General features: G+C 43.3%; 16 protein-coding genes. 10 read left to right on the top strand and 6 right to left on the bottom strand.

The window, feature by feature from the left end; genetic code table 11:
- Window positions 1-2: 2 nt before the first annotated feature.
- Together kdsA and recQ are read right to left on the bottom strand one after the other, a co-directional pair.
- Window positions 3-818, bottom strand: coding sequence for a 3-deoxy-8-phosphooctulonate synthase (kdsA, locus tag FN831_RS21730; RefSeq protein WP_142530310.1), 816 nt, complete (start codon window positions 816-818; stop codon window positions 3-5).
- 8 nt (window positions 819-826) lie between these two features.
- Window positions 827-3,016, bottom strand: coding sequence for a DNA helicase RecQ (gene recQ, locus FN831_RS21725; protein WP_142530309.1), 2,190 nt, complete (start codon window positions 3,014-3,016; stop codon window positions 827-829).
- Between the two features lie 88 nt (window positions 3,017-3,104).
- Here recQ and FN831_RS21720 point away from each other — a divergent pair, with 88 nt between their 5' ends.
- On the top strand, window positions 3,105-4,073 hold the full coding sequence (locus FN831_RS21720) for a KpsF/GutQ family sugar-phosphate isomerase (RefSeq protein ID WP_142530308.1): 969 nt from the start codon (window positions 3,105-3,107) through the stop codon (window positions 4,071-4,073).
- A 17-nt stretch (window positions 4,074-4,090) separates the two neighbouring features.
- Window positions 4,091-5,182: a mannose-1-phosphate guanylyltransferase gene (locus FN831_RS21715; protein WP_142530307.1), complete on the top strand. Its 1,092-nt coding sequence runs from the start codon at window positions 4,091-4,093 to the stop codon at window positions 5,180-5,182.
- Between the two features lie 57 nt (window positions 5,183-5,239).
- Here FN831_RS21715 and rlmB read toward each other — a convergent pair whose 3' ends face one another.
- Window positions 5,240-6,007 carry a 23S rRNA (guanosine(2251)-2'-O)-methyltransferase RlmB gene (rlmB, locus tag FN831_RS21710; RefSeq protein ID WP_142530306.1) on the bottom strand — a complete coding sequence of 256 codons (768 nt, stop codon included), beginning with the start codon at window positions 6,005-6,007 and terminating at the stop codon, window positions 5,240-5,242.
- 127 nt (window positions 6,008-6,134) lie between these two features.
- Between rlmB and dnaB the strand changes: the two genes are divergently transcribed.
- Window positions 6,135-7,706, top strand: coding sequence for a replicative DNA helicase (gene dnaB, locus FN831_RS21705; protein WP_142530429.1), 1,572 nt, complete (start codon window positions 6,135-6,137; stop codon window positions 7,704-7,706).
- A gap of 24 nt (window positions 7,707-7,730) precedes the next feature.
- Here dnaB and chrA read toward each other — a convergent pair whose 3' ends face one another.
- Together chrA and FN831_RS21695 are read right to left on the bottom strand one after the other, a co-directional pair.
- Complete coding sequence (gene chrA, locus FN831_RS21700) at window positions 7,731-8,930, bottom strand: chromate efflux transporter (RefSeq protein WP_142530305.1); 1,200 nt, start codon at window positions 8,928-8,930, stop codon at window positions 7,731-7,733.
- 9 nt (window positions 8,931-8,939) lie between these two features.
- On the bottom strand, window positions 8,940-9,275 hold the full coding sequence (locus FN831_RS21695) for a tetratricopeptide repeat protein (protein ID WP_142530304.1): 336 nt from the start codon (window positions 9,273-9,275) through the stop codon (window positions 8,940-8,942).
- Window positions 9,276-9,417: 142 nt separating this feature from the next.
- On the opposite strand from FN831_RS21695, the gene FN831_RS21690 reads away from it, so the two are divergent.
- From FN831_RS21690 to FN831_RS21660, 7 genes are all read left to right on the top strand, one after another.
- Window positions 9,418-10,155, top strand: a complete 738-nt coding sequence (locus tag FN831_RS21690) for an electron transfer flavoprotein subunit beta/FixA family protein (protein ID WP_142530303.1) — start codon at window positions 9,418-9,420, stop codon at window positions 10,153-10,155.
- A gap of 112 nt (window positions 10,156-10,267) precedes the next feature.
- Window positions 10,268-11,239 (top strand): electron transfer flavoprotein subunit alpha/FixB family protein, encoded by a 972-nt coding sequence (locus tag FN831_RS21685; RefSeq protein ID WP_142530428.1) that lies wholly within the window; start codon window positions 10,268-10,270, stop codon window positions 11,237-11,239.
- Window positions 11,240-11,282: 43 nt separating this feature from the next.
- Complete coding sequence (locus tag FN831_RS21680) at window positions 11,283-11,900, top strand: bifunctional nuclease family protein (protein WP_142530302.1); 618 nt, start codon at window positions 11,283-11,285, stop codon at window positions 11,898-11,900.
- Between the two features lie 69 nt (window positions 11,901-11,969).
- Window positions 11,970-13,235: a NupC/NupG family nucleoside CNT transporter gene (locus FN831_RS21675; protein ID WP_142530301.1), complete on the top strand. Its 1,266-nt coding sequence runs from the start codon at window positions 11,970-11,972 to the stop codon at window positions 13,233-13,235.
- A gap of 190 nt (window positions 13,236-13,425) precedes the next feature.
- Complete coding sequence (locus tag FN831_RS21670) at window positions 13,426-14,568, top strand: DUF3667 domain-containing protein (RefSeq protein WP_142530300.1); 1,143 nt, start codon at window positions 13,426-13,428, stop codon at window positions 14,566-14,568.
- Window positions 14,569-14,715: 147 nt separating this feature from the next.
- Window positions 14,716-17,505, top strand: coding sequence for a TonB-dependent receptor (locus FN831_RS21665; RefSeq protein WP_142530299.1), 2,790 nt, complete (start codon window positions 14,716-14,718; stop codon window positions 17,503-17,505).
- Between the two features lie 4 nt (window positions 17,506-17,509).
- A complete protein-coding gene (locus FN831_RS21660; protein WP_246101679.1) occupies window positions 17,510-18,283 on the top strand; it encodes a GLPGLI family protein in 774 nt (257 codons plus the stop codon).
- Window positions 18,284-18,308: 25 nt separating this feature from the next.
- Here the strand turns inward: FN831_RS21660 and FN831_RS21655 are convergent, their stop codons facing one another.
- The gene (locus tag FN831_RS21655) at window positions 18,309-19,124 is read right to left on the bottom strand and encodes a TerC family protein (protein WP_142530298.1); all 816 of its coding nucleotides are present in this window, start codon (window positions 19,122-19,124) and stop codon (window positions 18,309-18,311) included.
- Between the last annotated feature and the right edge of the window lie 26 nt (window positions 19,125-19,150).

Below are 19,150 nucleotides of genomic sequence, written 5' to 3'. Positions count from 1 at the left end.
AGTTAAATTATCGCTTGTCTGATTCTCAGTAGTTTTACCATTAAATCCTCCAGCAGGTCAATCTGCAGCATGTTCGCACCATCAGACTTTGCATTTGCAGGATCGGGATGTGTTTCGATAAACAAGCCATCAGCCCCAACAGCAATTGCAGCTTTGGCGATCGTTTCTATCAGCTGTGGTTTTCCGCCCGTTACTCCTGAACTCTGGTTAGGTTGCTGTAATGAATGCGTCACATCCATCACCACAGGTACGCCAAAACCCTGCATTTCGGGTAAGCCCCTGTAATCCACAATCAAATCCTGATATCCAAAAGTATTGCCTCTGTCGGTAAGAATTACCTTCTTATTGCCTGAATCATAGATCTTTTCTACAGCAAACTTCATTGAACCTGCAGACAGAAACTGTCCTTTTTTAACGTTCACTACTTTTCCCGTTTTTGCAGCTGCAATCAGCAAATCGGTTTGACGGCATAAAAACGCGGGAATCTGTAAAACATCCACATATGCTGCAGCCATCGCGGCTTCGTCACTTTCATGGATATCTGTTACGGTAGGCACACCAAATGTGTTCCCAACTTTCTCCAGGATTTTCAATGCCTTTTCATCACCAATACCCGTAAAGCTGTCCCCTTTAGAACGGTTGGCTTTTCGGTAAGAACCTTTAAAGATAAAAGGGATTTCAAGTTTATTGGTAATAGTTACGAGTTTTTCCGCAATTCTTAAGGCAATCTCCTCCCCTTCAATTGCACAGGGGCCAGCCATTAAAAAGAAATTTCCGGATGTTGTATATTTTAGTTTTTCTAATTCGAAATTAATCATTCTTAGCTTTAGTTTCCAAGTTCAGACATGAACTTGATACGCATTAATTGTATTTCTTCACGGGTGTAGTCCGTTTCGCCCAAATCCTTCAGTGCCTCGTCGATAGAGTCGTTCTCTGCCGAGCGGAAGTAATCAAATACTTCGTCCTGCCGGTCGTCATCCATGATTTCATCTACAAAATAGTTCAGGTTAAGTTTCGTGCCTGAATTCACAATTGCCTCGATTTCCTTCAGGATCTCAAAATAAGTGATCCCCTTGGACTTGGCAATATCTTCCAGTCCGATCTGCCTGTCTACATTCTGAATGATAGACACTTTCAGCTGCGATTTATTGGCCTGTGTTTTAATGATCAGGTCAATCGGCCTTTCAATATCATTATCAGCCACATATTTTTTAATCAGCTCCAGAAATGGCGTACCAAATTTAAGCGCTTTACCATTTCCAACACCAGAGATCTGTTTCAGCTCATCCATAGCAATCGGATAATGCGTACACATCTCTTCGAGGGAAGGATCCTGGAATACCACAAAGGGAGGGACATTCTTTTGCTTGGCGATCTTTTTACGCAGATCTTTCAGCAATTGAAGCAGCTGCGTGTCTAAAGTTCCGCTGCCATGTTTCACATCATCTTCATCATCATCAGAGGCGCTGTCGATAGGCTCATTCAGAATGAATTTCAGTGCATAGGGATTTGCAATAAAGTCTGCACCAGAATTGGTGAGCCTAAGCAAACCATAGTTATCGATATCCTTGGAGAGAAAATTATTGAGCACGGCCTGCCTTACCAGTGATTTCCAAAGGTTTTCACCTTCTACCTTGCCTAAGCCAAATTCAGGCAGTTTGCTGTGTTCGTAGGCAATAGTCTGTGCGGTTTCCGAACCCATGAGTACATTCAGGATATGGGCATCATCAAACTTCTCTCCGATATCCCTGATCATCAGCAGTAAAGTTTTCAGGTGCTCTTCGGCCTCAAAAAGCTGTTTGGGCTTCTTGCAGTTATCACACATGCAGTTACAGCCGGCTTCATTAAAGTTCTCACCAAAATAATGCAGGATCTGCTTTCTGCGGCATACGCCGGATTCGGCATAATCGATCACTTCCTTGAGGATCTGCGTACCGATCTCACGTTCGGCCACAGGTTTATCCTTCATGAATTTCGCCAGCTTATCTACATCCTTTTGCGCATAAAATGCAATACATACCCCTTCACCGCCATCACGCCCGGCCCTGCCTGTTTCCTGATAGTAGCCCTCCATACTTTTGGGAATATCATGGTGGATCACAAAACGCACATCAGGTTTATCGATCCCCATACCAAAAGCGATAGTTGCAACGATGACTTCAGCATCTTCCATCAGGAATTTATCCTGGGTGTCAGCACGCACCTTCGGTTCAAGCCCGGCGTGGTAAGGAAGGGCTTTGATCCCGTTCAGGTTCAATGCTTCTGCTACCTCCTCAACCTTTTTGCGGCTGAGGCAGTAAATGATACCTGATTTGCCTGTATTGTATTTGATATACCGGATAATTTCTTTGAGCACGTCCCTCTTGGGGCGGATCTCATAAAACAGGTTTGGCCTGTTAAATGAAGATTTGAACAGTGTGGCATCATTCATCTGCAGGTTCTTGATAATGTCCTGCTGTACTTTAGGTGTAGCTGTTGCCGTTAAGGCAATAATTGGAATATCAGGGCCAAGGCCACTGATCACCTGTCTGATCCGCCGGTACTCCGGGCGAAAATCATGTCCCCATTCCGAAATACAATGGGCTTCATCAACCGCAACAAAAGAAATAGTAATGAGCTTAAGGAATTCAATATTATCCGCTTTGGACAAAGATTCTGGTGCCACATATAATAACTTAGTCTGTCCACTCAGAAGGTCATTTTTTACCTGTGTAATTTCTGATTTGTTCAGAGAAGAATTCAGAAAATGTGCTATGCTGTCACTACCGCCAAATGCCCTGAGCTGGTCCACCTGATTTTTCATCAGCGCAATCAGCGGCGATATCACGATGGCAGTACCCTCAGACATGAGTGCCGGTAATTGATAACAGATAGATTTACCTCCACCTGTGGGCATAATCACGAAGGTGTTTTTGCGCTCAAGAACATTAGTAATAATTGATTCCTGATCGCCTTTAAAGTTGTCGAAACCAAAGAAGGTTTGCAAGTTGTCAAACAACGACTTTTTCACGTCCATTTTGTGTATAAAATATTCAGTGCTATTTTTGATTCAAAATAACATAATTTTGCGTCAATTAAAGCATCAATATACTAATAATTTCTCTTTGAAAAGTAAAAAATCGATTATTGAGGCGGGGATCAACACTTTACACGCCGAGGCCCAGGCCATTCTTGGGCTAATTCCATACATAAATGATGATTTCGTGTCCATCGTGGAGCAGATTCTTGCCGGAAAAGGGCGCGTGATTGTCACAGGAATTGGTAAAAGCGCTATAATTGCTCAAAAAATTGTGGCTACTTTTAATTCTACGGGCACACCTGCAAGCTATATGCACGCCTCAGACGCAGTGCACGGAGACCTGGGAATGATCCAGAAAAACGACATCATTATCTGCATCTCCAAGAGCGGGAACACACCCGAAATTAAGGTGCTCACTCCCCTGCTGAAGCATGCCGGGAACCTCCTGATCGGTATGGTTGGGCAGATGGAATCTGAACTGGCAAAACATGCCGATCTGATCCTCAATACATCCATCGACAAAGAGGCCTGCCCCAATAATCTGGCTCCAACCACAAGCACTACAGCACAGCTTGCCATGGGCGATGCGCTTGCAGTAAGTCTGCTGATGGCACGCGATTTCAATGCCGACGATTTTGCACGTTTTCATCCCGGCGGCTCGCTGGGCAAAAAGCTTTACCTCAAAGTATCTGAACTGGCAGAACGCAATGCCAAACCCAGCGTTTCCGGGGATGCCTCAGTAAAAGACGTGATTATTGCAATTAGTAAAAACCGTTTGGGCGCCGTGGTTGTTGTTGATGAAAATCATCAGGTAAAAGGTATCATTACCGACGGCGATATCAGAAGGATGCTGGAAAAATATACGAGCCTGACTGATCTCACAGCGAGTGACATTATGAACAACAATCCTAAAAAAATAGACAAAGATACCCTAGCTGTTACTGCTTTTGAGCTGATCCGTGAATATAATATTACCCAATTATTAGTTACAGATGCTGAAAATTACTTTGGTATTGTACATTTGCACGACCTTTTACATGAAGGTTTAATATAATTATGTCTAACCCCATTATGAACAAAGATAATTTTGTCTTAATTATGGCAGGCGGCGTTGGAAGCCGTTTCTGGCCCGTAAGCAGAATAGAACACCCTAAGCAGTTCATTGATTTTTTTGGTGTCGGAAAAACACTGATCCAAAGTACGTACGACAGATTTTTAAAGATCTGTCCCCCGGAAAATATATTTGTAGTGACCAATGAGATCTATACTGATCTTGTCAGAAAGCAGTTGCCCGGCCTTTCTGAAAATCAGATCCTGGCCGAACCGATCATGCGCAATACGGCACCATGCATTGCATATGGTTCGATGAAAATTGCGGAGATCAACCCCAATGCCACAATTATTGTAGCACCCTCCGATCATACAATAGCCAATCTCGACAGTTTTATCGCTTCTGTAGAAGAAGCAATAGTTGCTGCCCGGGAAAACGACTGTCTTATTACCCTCGGGATTAAGCCAAGCCGTCCGGACACCAGTTACGGATACATTCAGTTTATGGACAATACGCTTCCTGGTGACGACCGTATACATAAAGTGAAACTGATCACAGAAAAGCCTAATCTGGATCTGGCCAAGTCATTTGTACAGAGTGGTGACTTTCTCTGGAATGCAGGGATCTTTATTTGGTCTGTCAATGCGATAAGCGATGCATTCAGTACCCATCTGCCTGAAATGTATGATATCTTCCACCTGGGCGCCTCTTCTTACAATACATCCGATGAGAAAGATTTCATCGCCAACGCTTATACACAGTGCACCAATATCTCCATTGATTTGGGAATTATGGAAAAAGCCGATAATGTTTATGTGCTCCCAACTGATTTCGGCTGGTCTGATCTTGGCACCTGGGCTTCCGTGTATGACATGGCCGATAAAGATTATGTGGGCAATGCCGTTATGCCTTCAGAGCAGGTGATGATGTTCAACTCTTCCAACTGTATGGTAAACGTACCGGAAGATAAACTGGTTATCCTTCAGGGCTTACACGATTATATCGTAGTTGAATCCAATAATACACTGCTGATCTGTCCCAGAACAGAAGAACAGAGCGTCAAGCAGATTGTAGCAGATGTAAAATCCAATTTCGGAATAAAGTTCATCTAAAAATGCGAGTTGCTGTTTAAGGCTTAATTGATAAGCCTTAAACAGCAACTCGCATTTTTAGATTGTACGTTGTCTGATCGCCTCATACAGGATTACCCCTGTAGACACAGAAACATTCAGGGAACCAATCTCTCCGAACATCGGGATCTTTGCCAGATGATTGGCCATCCGCATAATATCATTTGAAATACCCTCATCCTCTGCTCCCATCACAATTGCCGTAGGTGCGGTATAATCTGGTGCATAGATTAAATCACTTGTTTTTTCTGTACAGGCAACAATCTGAAGGCCGCATTCCTGCAGGTATAAAGCTGTTTTGTGGAGGTTCTGATGGCGGCAAACCGGGATTGTAAACAAAGCACCGGCAGAAGTTTTGATTGCATCAGCATTGATCTGCGCAGAATTTTTAGCCGGAACAACAATCGCATGTACACCCGTGCAGGCCGCAGTTCTTGCTATGGCGCCCATATTTCTTACATCAGTGATACCATCCAGGATCAGGATCAGGGGAACCTCTCCTTTTTCGTAAATCAGCGGGATGATATCTTCAATTTTCTGAAAGGTGATGGATGATATCACAGCAATCACGCCCTGGTGATTTTTCTGAGTCATCCTGTTTAGTTTTTCTACAGGTACATTGTGAACCGGGATATCTGTATCTTTTAATAAGCCTTTTAATTCAGGAATAATCTCACCTGTAAGGCCCCTTTGCATATATAAGCTCTCTATATCTTTCCCCGCCTTAATCGCCTCAATTACAGCGCGGATACCAAAAACGAATTCATTATTTTCTTTAGGTCTGGGAGACCTTCTAAAGTTTTCCATTTATTTTATTTTACGTGCAAAAATAGCTGAAATAATGGGAACTGAAGCATTGATCATGCAAATGATAGAATGTTCAAAAACAATTCTTAACTGGACTGTATTTTTGCATATTTTTGTATATATGAATATGGATAACGGATCACAAGGTCAGGAGAGACAAAATTATACATCTTCCAAAAAAAACAGACTGGCACTGCCAACCATGGGCCAGGGTAAGATTCCGCCGCAGGCGCTGGATCTGGAACAAGCCGTGCTTGGTGCACTGATGCTGGAAAAAGATGCCTTGTCTACCGTAATTGATATCCTGAAGCCTGATGTTTTTTATGATGAAGCACATAAAAAGATTTTTGAGGCCATCGCGCTCCTTTTTCAGAAGTCTAAGCCGGTAGATATTTTAACCGTCACTTCAGAACTGAGAACACTTGGTACACTGGAAATGGTAGGCGGTGCCTATTATGTAACCAATCTCACCAACCGTGTTGCTTCGGCAGCAAATATAGAGTACCATGCCAGGATTATATCCCAGAAATATATTCAGCGCGAGCTGATCCGCATCTCTTCAGAGATCATCCAGAATGCCTACGAAGATACCACAGATATATTTGACCTGCTGGATACGGCAGAAAAAGGTCTGTTTGATATCGCCCAGAATAACCTTCGCAGGGATACCCAGAAGATGGACGAGATTATTAAACAGTCTCTGGCCACCCTTGAAGAGCTCAGGACCAAATCTGATGGCTTAACCGGCGTACCATCCGGCTTTACCGCCCTGGACAGGATCACAGGCGGCTGGCAGCCTTCAGATCTTGTGATCATTGCTGCCCGTCCGGCGATGGGTAAAACAGCCTTTGTCCTAACCTGTGCCAGAAACGCATCGGTAGATTTTAAAAGACCGGTTGTGGTTTTCTCACTCGAGATGTCTTCAGTACAGCTGGTCAATCGTTTGATCTCAGGAGAAACAGAAATTGAGCAGGAGAAGATCAGAAAGGGAAACCTTGCAGAATGGGAATGGCAGCAGCTCCACAGTAAAATTGGCACGCTCACAGAAGCCCCATTGCTGATTGATGATACACCGGCGCTGAACATCTTTGAATTCAGGGCTAAATGCAGAAGATTAAAATCACAATACGACATACAGATGATCATCATCGATTACCTGCAGCTGATGCACGGTAAAGGTGAAGGCCAAAGCGGTGGCGGTAACCGTGAGCAGGAAATCGGTAGTATCTCAAGGGCACTGAAATCAGTAGCCAAAGAGCTCAATATCCCGGTACTCGCACTCTCGCAGTTAAGCCGTGCCGTAGAATCCAGGCCGGGTGTAAACGGTAAACGTCCGCTCCTATCCGATTTGAGGGAATCCGGTTCCATCGAGCAGGATGCGGATATGGTACTTTTCCTTTACCGCCCGGAATATTATGGTATCACAGAAGATGAACAGGGAAGGTCGCAGGCCGGTGTTGGTGAGGTAATTATCGCCAAGCACAGGAATGGTGAAACCGGTATTGTTCCATTAAGGTTCATCGGTAAGTATGTGAAATTTACAGATCTGGAGGAAGACTTTATGCCACCAAATTCATTCTCTATGGATAGTCCTAGTGCAGGAATGCTGCCTTCAGCAGATTTTGACAAACCATCCGGCAACGTGATCATCAAACCTTCGCGTATGGATGATTTCAATGATGATGACGCACCATTCTAATATCATGATGATTGTATTGTTAGGTTAAATAAAATAACCTAACAATATACCTGCAAGCACGATAAACGGGGGACTGATCTTTGTAAAATTCAGGATCAGGAAAGTAAGCACAATCAGCGCGATCTCCAGCAGATCAAACCCGATAGGTTTTGCCAGTAAAATAAATGCGGCAATAATAAATCCTACGCTGACAGCACTGATACCTGAGAGTGAATGTTTAATCCTGGTGATTTTTTTCAGGTCTTCCCAAAAAGGAACGATAAATAAGACCAGGATCAGCCCGGGCAGATTAATCCCGATTACACCGATCACACCTCCCACGATCTGCCCGTAAATACCATAACCAAAATTCTTCATGCTCAGCGTTCCCAGATAGCTGGTGAAAGAGAATGTTGGTCCGGGAAGGGCCTGCTGCAGCGCAAAACCCGACAAAAATCCACTTGAAGTAAGATAATGCTTCATCTGCACAAACTCCGTGAACATCAGCGGCACCAGCACCTGCCCACCGCCAAAAATCAGGATGCCGTTCCTGTAAAAGTTTTCAAAAAGCCTGATGGGCAAACTAAAGGGCGAAGTCCTGTTGATAATCGCCCCCAGCATCGCCATCACCAGCAAAACGCCAAGGTAATACGAAAGTTTTTTGGGGTTGATATTGGCAAACAGTTTGGTCCTGATCTCGGTTTCCTCCTTTGGCGTTTCCAGTGCCGAAGAGATCATTCCCCCTACCAGAATGGCCAGTGGGAATACATAGGCATTTCTGAGTACCAGCGTCACGATTACAGCGGCAATAGCCAGGAAAACCGCCGTCTGTGAAACCAACACCTTGCGCGACAGATTGTAGGCCCCAAAGGCAACGATGCCAAGGGCAATCGGCTGAATATATTTTAAGATCTCAATAAACTTTTCCTTCTGATCAAGCTGCGCAAAGCTGATGCCGGCAAAGGTCATCACAGCTGCCGAAGGAATGATCCAGATCAGAAAAGTGATCAGTGCCAGTTTTAAACCACCAACTTTATGCGCTATGCCTACAAGCGTCTGTGTTGACGCAGGCCCTGGCAGGATCTGTGCCAGAGCATTCAGTTCCAGCAGCTCTTCTTCCGAAATAAACGGCAGGTCTTTCACAAAATATTTCAGCAAAAGGGATATGTGTGCCTGTGCGCCCCCAAATGCTGTAAAAGTAAAGAGGAAAACATTCCTGATAAATAATAACTGACGGTTTGCCATTACAATAGGTTAGTCATCTTCATAATCCAGTCCGGCAGCCATATTGTAGGCACCCTGCAATTCAGAAAACGCATGCCCGTCGCCTTTTTCCCGCGCGCGCTTCATGCCCAGCTGATAAATGGCTATGGCTTTTTCTGTTTCAGCCTGTTTCTGGTACAATTTACCCAAATGATAGTATGTTCCTACATAGGAAGGGTGTTCTTCAACAAGTTTCAAATAATAATGAAAAGCCTGTTCCGTATCATTAAGCGAGTTATATTCGGTCGCCAGGGCATATAATATAAAGGGGTCATTAGGTTCTGTGGTTAAAAACGCCAATAACTTGTTTAATCGGGTACTTTGCATTTTAATTCCCTGCTTTTTTAATTAGATTTGCAAAAAGACATTTTGAAGAAGCTGTATAATAATTGCCGGACTTAAGCATAACATGCAGACAGCAAATCAAAATTCATTATCAATCAGACCTTTAAAAATCAATATATAAATTATGAAAATATTAGTTTGTATCAGTAACGTGCCCGACACCACCACAAAAATAACTTTTACTAACGATAATACACAATTCAATACCGCAGGCGTACAATTTATTGTAAACCCTTACGATGAGATCGCCCTGTCTAAAGCTATTGAACTTTGTGAAGGCGGTAAAGGAACCGTAACTGTTCTGAACGTTGGCGAAGCTGCAACTGACCCTACCATCAGAAAGGCGCTGGCTATTGGTGCCGATGATGCAGTTAGGATCAATGCCGTACCGCGCGATGCTTATTTTACAGCATACCAGATTGCCGAATACGCCAGGACTGCTGATTTTGATATCATCCTGACCGGCCGTGAGTCGATTGATTACAATGGTAACCAGGTAGCTGCCATGATTGGCGAGTTTCTGGAAATCCCTTCTATATCCATCATCAAAAAATTAGAATATGATGGTACCACAGCCACTATCGAGCGTGAAATCGAAGGCGGTAAGGAAATCGTAACTGTAAGCGGTAAATTTGTAGCCAGTTGTGCCGAAGGCGTTGCTGAACCAAAGATACCTAATATGAGGGGCATTATGTCTGCCAGAACAAAACCCCTGACCGTTGTTGAAGCCAAAGATATTGCAGAAGTAGCAAAGGTAGTGTCCTTTGAGACCCCTGCCCCGCGCGGTGCCGTGAAGTTAATTCCGGCTGATGATGCAACAAGCCTGATCGGATTATTGCACACAGAAGCAAAAGTGATCTAAATACATTGATAAACCAATTGAATTAAACAGCAGTAAAAGCCGGGAGAACCAGATGATCCGCCCTAAAGAGGTGATCAGCACCGGCTGGAACTATATAAAAGAAGAAAGAAATATGTCAGTTTTAGTATATGTAGAACAAGTAGATGGCAAGTTTAAGAAATCTGTATTTGAAGCGGTTTCTTATGCAAAAGCCATTGCCGCTCAAACAGGAACAAACCTAACCGCTATTGCAATAGGAGACGTTGCCGAAAGCGAACTTCAGGAATTGGGAAAATACGGCGCAGAAAAAATACTGAGCGTAAACAATACTGAATTAAAGAATTTTGTGAACCAGGCCTATGCTGCCGTAGTTACAGAAGCTGCGCAAAAAGAAGCTGCGGATGTAATTGTGCTGTCCAACTCCTTTTCAGGAAAGGGCCTTGCTCCGCGTATCGCCGTAAAACTTAAAGCCGGACTGGTAGATGGTGCTATAGAACTTCCAAAGCTGGACGGCGGAAAATTCCTGGTGAAGAAAAATGCGTTTTCAGGAAAAGCCTTTGCTGTAACTGAATTAACCTCAGACATCAAGGTAATTGCTTTAAACCCGAATGCATTTGGCGTGAAAGAGAACTCGGTTAGCCCGGCAATTGAAGCCTTCTCTCCTGCTGTACAGTCTACAGACCTGGCAGCGATCGTGAAAGAAATCGTCAGAGCTACAGACAAGGTATCCCTTCCTGATGCAGAACTGGTAGTTTCAGCAGGACGTGGGTTAAAAGGCCCTGAAAACTGGGGCATGATCGAAGAACTTGCAGGCCTGCTGGGCGCTGCAACAGCTTGTTCAAAACCTGTTTCTGATGCCGACTGGAGACCACATTCAGAACACGTAGGTCAAACCGGTATTGCCATCAGCCCAAACTTATATATCGCGATCGGCATATCAGGAGCTATCCAGCATCTTGCTGGTGTGAGCTCGTCAAAAGTAATCGTAGTGATCAACAAAGACCCCGAAGCACCTTTCTTTAAGGTTGCGGATTATGGGATTGTTGGCGATGCCTTTGAAGTAGTTCCAAAATTAATTGAGGCATTAAAAGCACACCAAGCTTAAAAATATCCGGCGGAGATTCCTTCTCCGCCAGGTATTCCAATATATGAAAAAAGTAAAACTAGATATTGTTGGCTTGTCTTACAGCCAAACCCAATCCGGAGCCTATGCGCTGGTGCTCGGAGAAGTAAATGGCAGAAGACGCTTACCGATCATCATCGGTGCGTTCGAAGCCCAGGCTATCGCTATAGAGATCGAAAAGATGACTCCAAGCCGGCCATTAACGCACGACCTCTTCAAAACATTTGCCCAAACCTATAATATAGAGATCAAGGAAATCCTGATTTATAACCTGGTAGACGGCGTATTTTTTGCCAAGCTGATTTGTACTGACGGTGAAAAAACACAGGAAATTGATGCCAGGACATCTGATGCAATAGCATTGGCCGTCCGTTTCAATTCTTCTATTTATACCTACGAGTTTATCCTGTCATCAGCAGGCATCGTAATTGAAGGAAACGATTTTGTATTTCTTGAAAACATGGACAACCTGAGCAAAGAACAGGGACAGGAAGATATCGATACTTCTATACCTGGGACCGGTTACAGCAATCTGAGCGTAGAAGAACTCAACCAGAAATTACAGGAGGCCATTACTGATGAGGCCTATGAAAAAGCAGCCAGGATCAGGGATGAACTCAACAAAAGAAATTCATCACAATAGCAGTTTTCTGCAAGTTTATACACATCTTTATTACCTCAACACCTAACAAATCTTATCTGATCAATTTTTATGGAGCGTTTTCACGGAATCATTGGTATCCTTTTTATATTGGGCCTCGCATATCTGTTTTCTAATAACAGAAAAAAGATAAATTACAGGCTTGTTGCCAGTGGTCTTACGCTCCAGGTACTGATCGCCGTTCTGATCCTAAGGGTAAGTCCGGTACAGCATTTCTTTGAGTTTTTGGGTAAGGGAATGCAGAAAATCGAGCAGTTTGCCAAAAAAGGTGTGGATTTTGTCTACGGCGGCATTGCCGTAATCGGTTATGATGGTCAGCCACATGCCTACGCAGCCCCTGAAGGTTTTGTTTTTGCCTTTAACGTTACTGCAACAATTATTCTGGTCTGCGTACTGGTAGCCATATTCTACCATTTTGGGATCATGCAAAAAATTGTGGCTGTGATTGCCAAAGGGATGAATTTTGTGATGCGTGTGAGTGGTGCCGAAGCCTTAAGTAATGTAGCCAGTGCATTTGTAGGACAGGTTGAAGCGCAGGTAATGATCAAGCCATATCTGAAAGGGATGACAAAAAGTGAGCTGCTGGCCTCCATGAGCGGTAGTTTGGCCTGTATTGCGGGCGGAATCCTGATTGTATACGCCAACATGGGCGCACAGGCAGGAATGAACCTTGCACCAAAACTAATTATGGCAAGTCTGATGGCAGCACCCGGTGCACTGATCATCGCCAAGATTGTTTTTCCAGAAACCGAAGTCTCACAAACGATGGGCAAAGTAAAACTGGAAGTGAAGAGCGAATATACCAACCTGATCGACGCCATCTCTCATGGTGCCGGTGAAGGGTTTAAAATTGCAATGAATGTAATTGCTATGCTGATTGGGTTTATTGCCCTGATTGCCCTTGTAGATTATATTTTTATCCATATCGGGCACTTGTTTAATCCTGATTTTAACCTTTCGCTCGACTGGATATTTGGTAAATTGTTTTACCCTTTCGCCTGGTCTATGGGTATCCCTGATGCCGATGTAAACAATGCAGCAACCCTGCTCGGACAAAAACTAACGGTCAATGAATTTCTGGCCTTTAAAAACCTCACCACCAAAGCTGTGCCTATTGTTACTGAAAAAGGTATCCTGATTATCAGTATAGCGATCTGCGGATTTGCAAATTTCAGCAGTGTGGGCATGCAGATTGGCGGAATTGGTGAACTTGCACCGGAACGTCGCGCCGATTTGGCCAAACTGGGACTTAAAGCGCTGATGTGCGGTACACTTGCCTCTTATCTTTCGGCATCTATAGCCGGAATTTTGATGTAATTCATAATAATTAGTTTTTTATTGGCATCAGTCCCATTTTCCCATGGGATAGTGATTACATTTTATCAGAAATTTAATATCTTTCAGCAGAAATCTATTGCTCTTATAGCTGATGAAGCGTGGATGAGCTTTCGGTGTCGCCCGGGAGTATAAACTCATGAAGATTCATCAGATATTTTACTAATTAACTATGTCAGGACATTATCGGAAAGAAAAAAACTGTCTCAATTGCGGGCATCATGTTGAGGAACACTATTGCACGCACTGCGGTCAACCAAATCTGGAATTAAAAGAGCCTTTCTGGCACTTTATCGGCCATAGCATTGGTCACTATTTTCATTTTGATTCCAAATTTTTTCATACACTGGTTCCGCTGCTGAGTAAACCGGGGCAAATTACGCTGGATTACCTTGCCGGCAAAAGGGCACGTTATATTCATCCGGTTAGTCTGTACATCTTTGTATCTATCGTTTATTTTATCATCGTTCCCCATTCGCTGAAAGAAAAGACAAAACCCGCAGAACTATCGACAGCACAGAAAGACAGTGCTGCTACAGCCATAAGAAAAAGCAAAACGACACTCAATTCCATATCACCGGGTTTAGGCGATGCGGTCAGAGTTAACTTAAATACAGACTCACAGTTCAATTCGCTGGATCTTAAATCGCAGGTACATTATGTAGACAGCTTAAAAAAGATCTATCAGGCAAAGCCGAGTGACAACCTTGAAAACAGAATAGATGATTATCAGGATATCATTGACGACAGGCAGGATACTTCTTACGCTACCTATCTGGCCAGGCAAAAAATACTGCCGGCAGATCAACAGGATTCCTGGTGGGTAAGACGTGTACAGAAACTGAAGTATGACAAAAGAGCAAAAAAACATGCTGTCAAATCTTCTGAGCGTGAAGAAGATGGTCACAAAGTAAATATCGAAGAAGAAGTGAAGAAATACCAGCCGAAGCAATATTTTCTGCTGATGCCACTGCTTGCCCTGTTTATCATGATCAACTTCAGAAAAAACAGGATCTATTATATCGACCATCTGGTTTTTACCATTCATGGGATGACGGCTTACTTTATCGTATCGATCATTACCAAGCCTATTGAGAAATATATCTTCGGTATAGATTCCTATATCAGCCAACTGATGGAATTTGTTGTGTTTATAGGGATAGTCTGGTATCTCTATTCAGGGTTAAAATTATTCTACCAGCGTTCAAGGGCTGTAACCATACGTAAAACAATAGCGGTTATGCTCATGTACTCCATTACTTTTTATATTTCCGAAGAAATTATCAGACAGATCATTATACTGATCATGACCTGATACTGTTAAAACATTATTAACCCTACCTGCAATAATGTCGTACATTATGTTAAGTTTTATAAAATAACATATTTTAACATTTTTTAAGAGTAAAATATTTTTATGACTAATGATTTAGTTTTATATTAGGCTTACCAAAGTCAATGTATGAAACTAAACTGTCTCTCCCTGCTCCTGCTTTTCCTGCTTTCTGTTAATGCTTCTGCACAAAGTCCGCATACAATCAAAGGTACTGTGGTTGATACCCTGGGCAATAAAAAATTATTGAACACATCTGTCAGTGTGCTGCGCAGCAAGGACTCTACCCTGGTGAGGTTTACCCGTGCCGGCGAAAATGGTTCCTTTTCTGTCAGCGGTCTTCCCCGCGGAAAATTGTTCCTGCTGGTAACGTACCCTGGTTATGCAGACTATGTGGAACCCTTTACGCTCGACAGCTCCAAGAAAGACATAGACTTTGGCAATATCAAGCTTACACTTAAGGCTAGGTTGCTTGCTGATGTAATTATCAAAGGCAAAGCAGCCGCCATCAGGTTAAAAGGCGACACAACAGAGTTTGATGCTGCTGCCTATACCATCCAGCCCAATTCCAAAGTAGAAGATCTGCTTAAACAGTTGCCAGGCATTCAGATCGATAAGGATGGCAATATTACCGCACAAGGGCAAAAAGTAAGCAAGGTACTGGTAGACGGAGAAGAGTTTTTCGGGGACGATCCTACCCTGGTCACCAAAAATATCCGTGGCGATATGGTAGATAAAGTTCAGCTGTTTGATAAAAAAAGTGATCAGGCTGCTTTTACCGGTGTAGATGATGGCAAAACCAGTAAAACGATCAACCTTAAACTAAAGGACGACAAAAAAGACGGATATTTTGGAAAGCTGGATGCCGGAGGCGCCACAGACAGTTATTACCAGGCACAGGGAATGTTCAATGCCTTTAAAGGAAAGAAAAAATTCTCTGCCTATGGTACCGTTGCCAATACCGGAAAAATTGGACTTGGCTGGCAGGACAATTCCAAATACGGCTCATCGGACAATGTTGAAGTTGGGGACGGCTATATTTATATCAATAACGATGGCAGTGATGACCTGTCAAGCTTCAATGGGCAGTACAACAATCAGGGAATTCCTGTTGCAAGAACCGGCGGCACGCATTATGACGCAAAATGGAACAGCGATAAACAGGCAATCAATGCCAACTATAAGATTGGCTCCCTTAATGTTGAAGGTGATAACTCTACAGAAACACAGAATAACCTGCCTGCCGGTACAATCGTGAGCAGCTCTAACGAGCATTTTGATAATTATATGTTCCGCCAAAAACTGGATGGAACCTACACCATTAAACTGGATACCAATACCACCCTGAAAATTTCTGCCGACGGCATGCTTAAGAACAGTGAGGCAAAAAGTGATTTTTATACCCGCGGTGTTCGCGGAAATGGTATCCTGCTCAATGAAACGGAGCGGAATGTTTCCAATGATGTCCATAATAAGGTGTTTAATGCCAAAGCATTATGGACAAAGAAACTGAATAAACCACGCCGTACGCTATCGGTAGATCTCAGGGAGTCTGTCAGCCAGACTGAAAGCAAGGGCTTCCTCAGATCGGCCAGTGAATTCTATACTCCAGAAGCTGTGCTTGAAAGCGATACACTGACAGATCAGTATAAGACCAGCCTGGTCAAAACTTCAGCATTCAATGCTAATATTGCCTATACAGAACCTCTCGCCAAATATCTGGCGCTGGTGATCAATTACGGTTTTGGCAGCAACAACAGCAGGGCCGACAGGAGATCTTTTAACGCCTCCGGCAATGGGCAGTACAATACGCTGGATAGTTTGTTCAGTAATAACTATCAGTTCAATCAGCTCTCCAACCAGGGAGGTGCCATATTTAATTTCAAAAAAGCCAAAACTACCCTTAATTTCGGTACCAGGATTGCCAGTGTCAATTTCAGGCAGAAAGACCTCAATCATAATTCGGTATTCAAACGGGATTTTGTCAACTGGTCGCCACAGCTTAAGTACAGTTACAAGATCTCTAATCAGGGGGAATTCGGTATCGATTATGACGGAACAAATGTGCAGCCCACGATAGATCAGATTCAGCCTGTCAGGGTAAATAATGATCCCTTAAATGTTATACTTGGTAATCCGGATTTAAAACCATCTTTCAGACATTCTGTTCAGGGCCACTATTACTCCTACAAAGTGATCAGCGGAACAAGTTTTTCGGCCTTTGGCCATTATTCTACAGCTTCCAATCCGATCGTGAGCAATGTTACCACTGATTCTGCTGGTAAAAGCACCTATCAGTCGTTCAACCTTTCCGGTAAAAGGGCAACCTCCTTCGGACTTTACTTTTCCGGAGGCCAGAAGATAAAGCCGATAGACGTCACGGTGGGAATGAATGCCAATGTAAGCAATAATGTCTCTTATAATTATGTCAATAACGAGCTGAACAAAATCCGCTCTACCGTCTATTCTGCCCAGATTTATGCCTATAAGTTTAAGGAGAAAAAATATGATACCTATTTCACTGCCGGCCCTACTTATACTACAAATCAATCATCCCTGCAAAAGACCATCAATGATAACGGCTGGGGGGGTAAAGGAGAAGGCAATGTCAATGTAATGCTTCCCGGGAAATTTGAAATCGGGACCAGCGGTCAGTATGAGTACAGGGCAAAAACACAATCCTTTGATACCAACTTCCACCGCTTTATATGGAACGCCAGCATCAGCAGGAAGTTCCTCAAATCTGACGGACTAAAACTATCCCTTACTGCAAACGACCTGCTCAACCAGAACGTAGGCTTTAACAGGTCTGCTTATGGAAATGTGATCACACAAAGCAATTACACTACAATAAAAAGATATTTTATGGGCTCAATTTCATGGGATTTTAACAAAATGGGCGGAACCGCAAAAAAATAAAAGGATGATGAAAAAACTAATCAAAATGCTGCTGGTGTTGCAGGCGATCAGTTACACTGTAGCTGCACAGAATGCAAGGTTCCCCGCTGAGGGGGTAATAGAATTTGAGCGCAACACAAACATGTATGCGGTCATCCAGAAGAAAATCAAATCAGATAATGAATTTGGGGCACGGATATTTGAAGAATATAAAAAGGCCAATCCCCAGTTTAAGATATTGAAAAGCACTTTGTATTTTTCAAAAGACAAAACACTATTTAAACCAACCGAAGATGCCAATCCAACAAGCTCATATTACGGATCGGGACCGGATGTTACACAAATCAATACCATTTATGCCGACCTGAAAACCAAGCAGCAGACCACCAGGAAAACGGTATTTGAAGATAACTTCCTGGTTAAGGACAGTATCAGGGCAATCAACTGGAAGATCACCAGTGAAACACGTGAAATTGCCGGTTACATGTGCAGGAGAGCTAATGCGATCGTGATGGATTCTATTTATGTAGTCGCGTTTTACACAGATCAGATCCCGGTATCCGGCGGGCCTGAATCTTTCACGGGACTGCCCGGAATGATTTTGGGTGTGGCCCTGCCCCACGACAACATCTCCTGGTTTGCAAAAACGGTAACGGATAAACCAATAGATGCTCCTGTGATCATTCCCCCGTCAAAGGGTAAACCTACAGACAATAAAGGCCTGCTCGTAATTATTAATAATGCGATGAAAGATTGGGGCGAATACGGAAAAGCATATCTGAAGGCCCTTATGTTCTAGTGTATAGGATGTACTGGATAAATCGCTATGATTTATCCAGTACATCTTCCGCCTGATCCGAAACCGGGTGATCAGGTAAATTTTTCTTGGGAAAATTGAAAAGCAGAGAGCTCAGCACCGGAAGCACAAAAATTGCAACGGTAAATATGGAAACAAACAGATCTGTTTTTTCCCCTTCTATCGCCTGCGATATGGGCGACTCAGGATAAAAATGCGTGATCACCGAGGAAGTAAGTTTTACGCCCAGCACCCCTATTACGATGAAAGCCACGGTTTCAAGAAATGTAAATTTCTCCATCAGCTTTACAAAAGCCTGAGCAACAAATCTCATCGCCAGGATTCCGATAAATACCCCGATATAAATCAGCCAGATATGATCAGTAAATGCTACTGCCGCAAAAACATTGTCAATAGAAAAGGCAAGGTCCATCACCTCCACCAGGGCAACAGTGGCCCAAAAGTTGCCTACCAAACCTACTGTTGATTTATAAATCCAGCTTTTGCTTTTGTCTATTTCTTCTTCCTCAGGATTATCCTTGGCATTCTTTTTCCTGAAATAGTCAAAGGCCAGATATAAGAGATAAAGGCCTCCCAGTGGTTTAAGCCACCAGATCTTTACCAGCCATGCCGCCAGGAATAAACAAATCCCACGAAATACATAAGCGCCGATAATTCCATATTTTAGGGCTTTATCCCGCTGGCTTTTAGGTAAATCCATTACCATCGTAGCTAATACAGCTGCATTGTCTACAGACAGCAAGCTCTCAATTACGATCAGGTTTAGAATAATAAGGAGACCTGCCTGTATATCATCTCCCAGAATAGTGTGTAAAAAATCCATTTATATAGCGTTGTTTGGCTTCTAAT

It is taken from the genome of Pedobacter westerhofensis, from assembly GCF_900182595.1.
Classification (GTDB): Bacteria; Bacteroidota; Bacteroidia; order Sphingobacteriales; family Sphingobacteriaceae; genus Pedobacter; species Pedobacter westerhofensis.
This window is presented reverse-complemented; position numbering and strand designations above follow the sequence as displayed.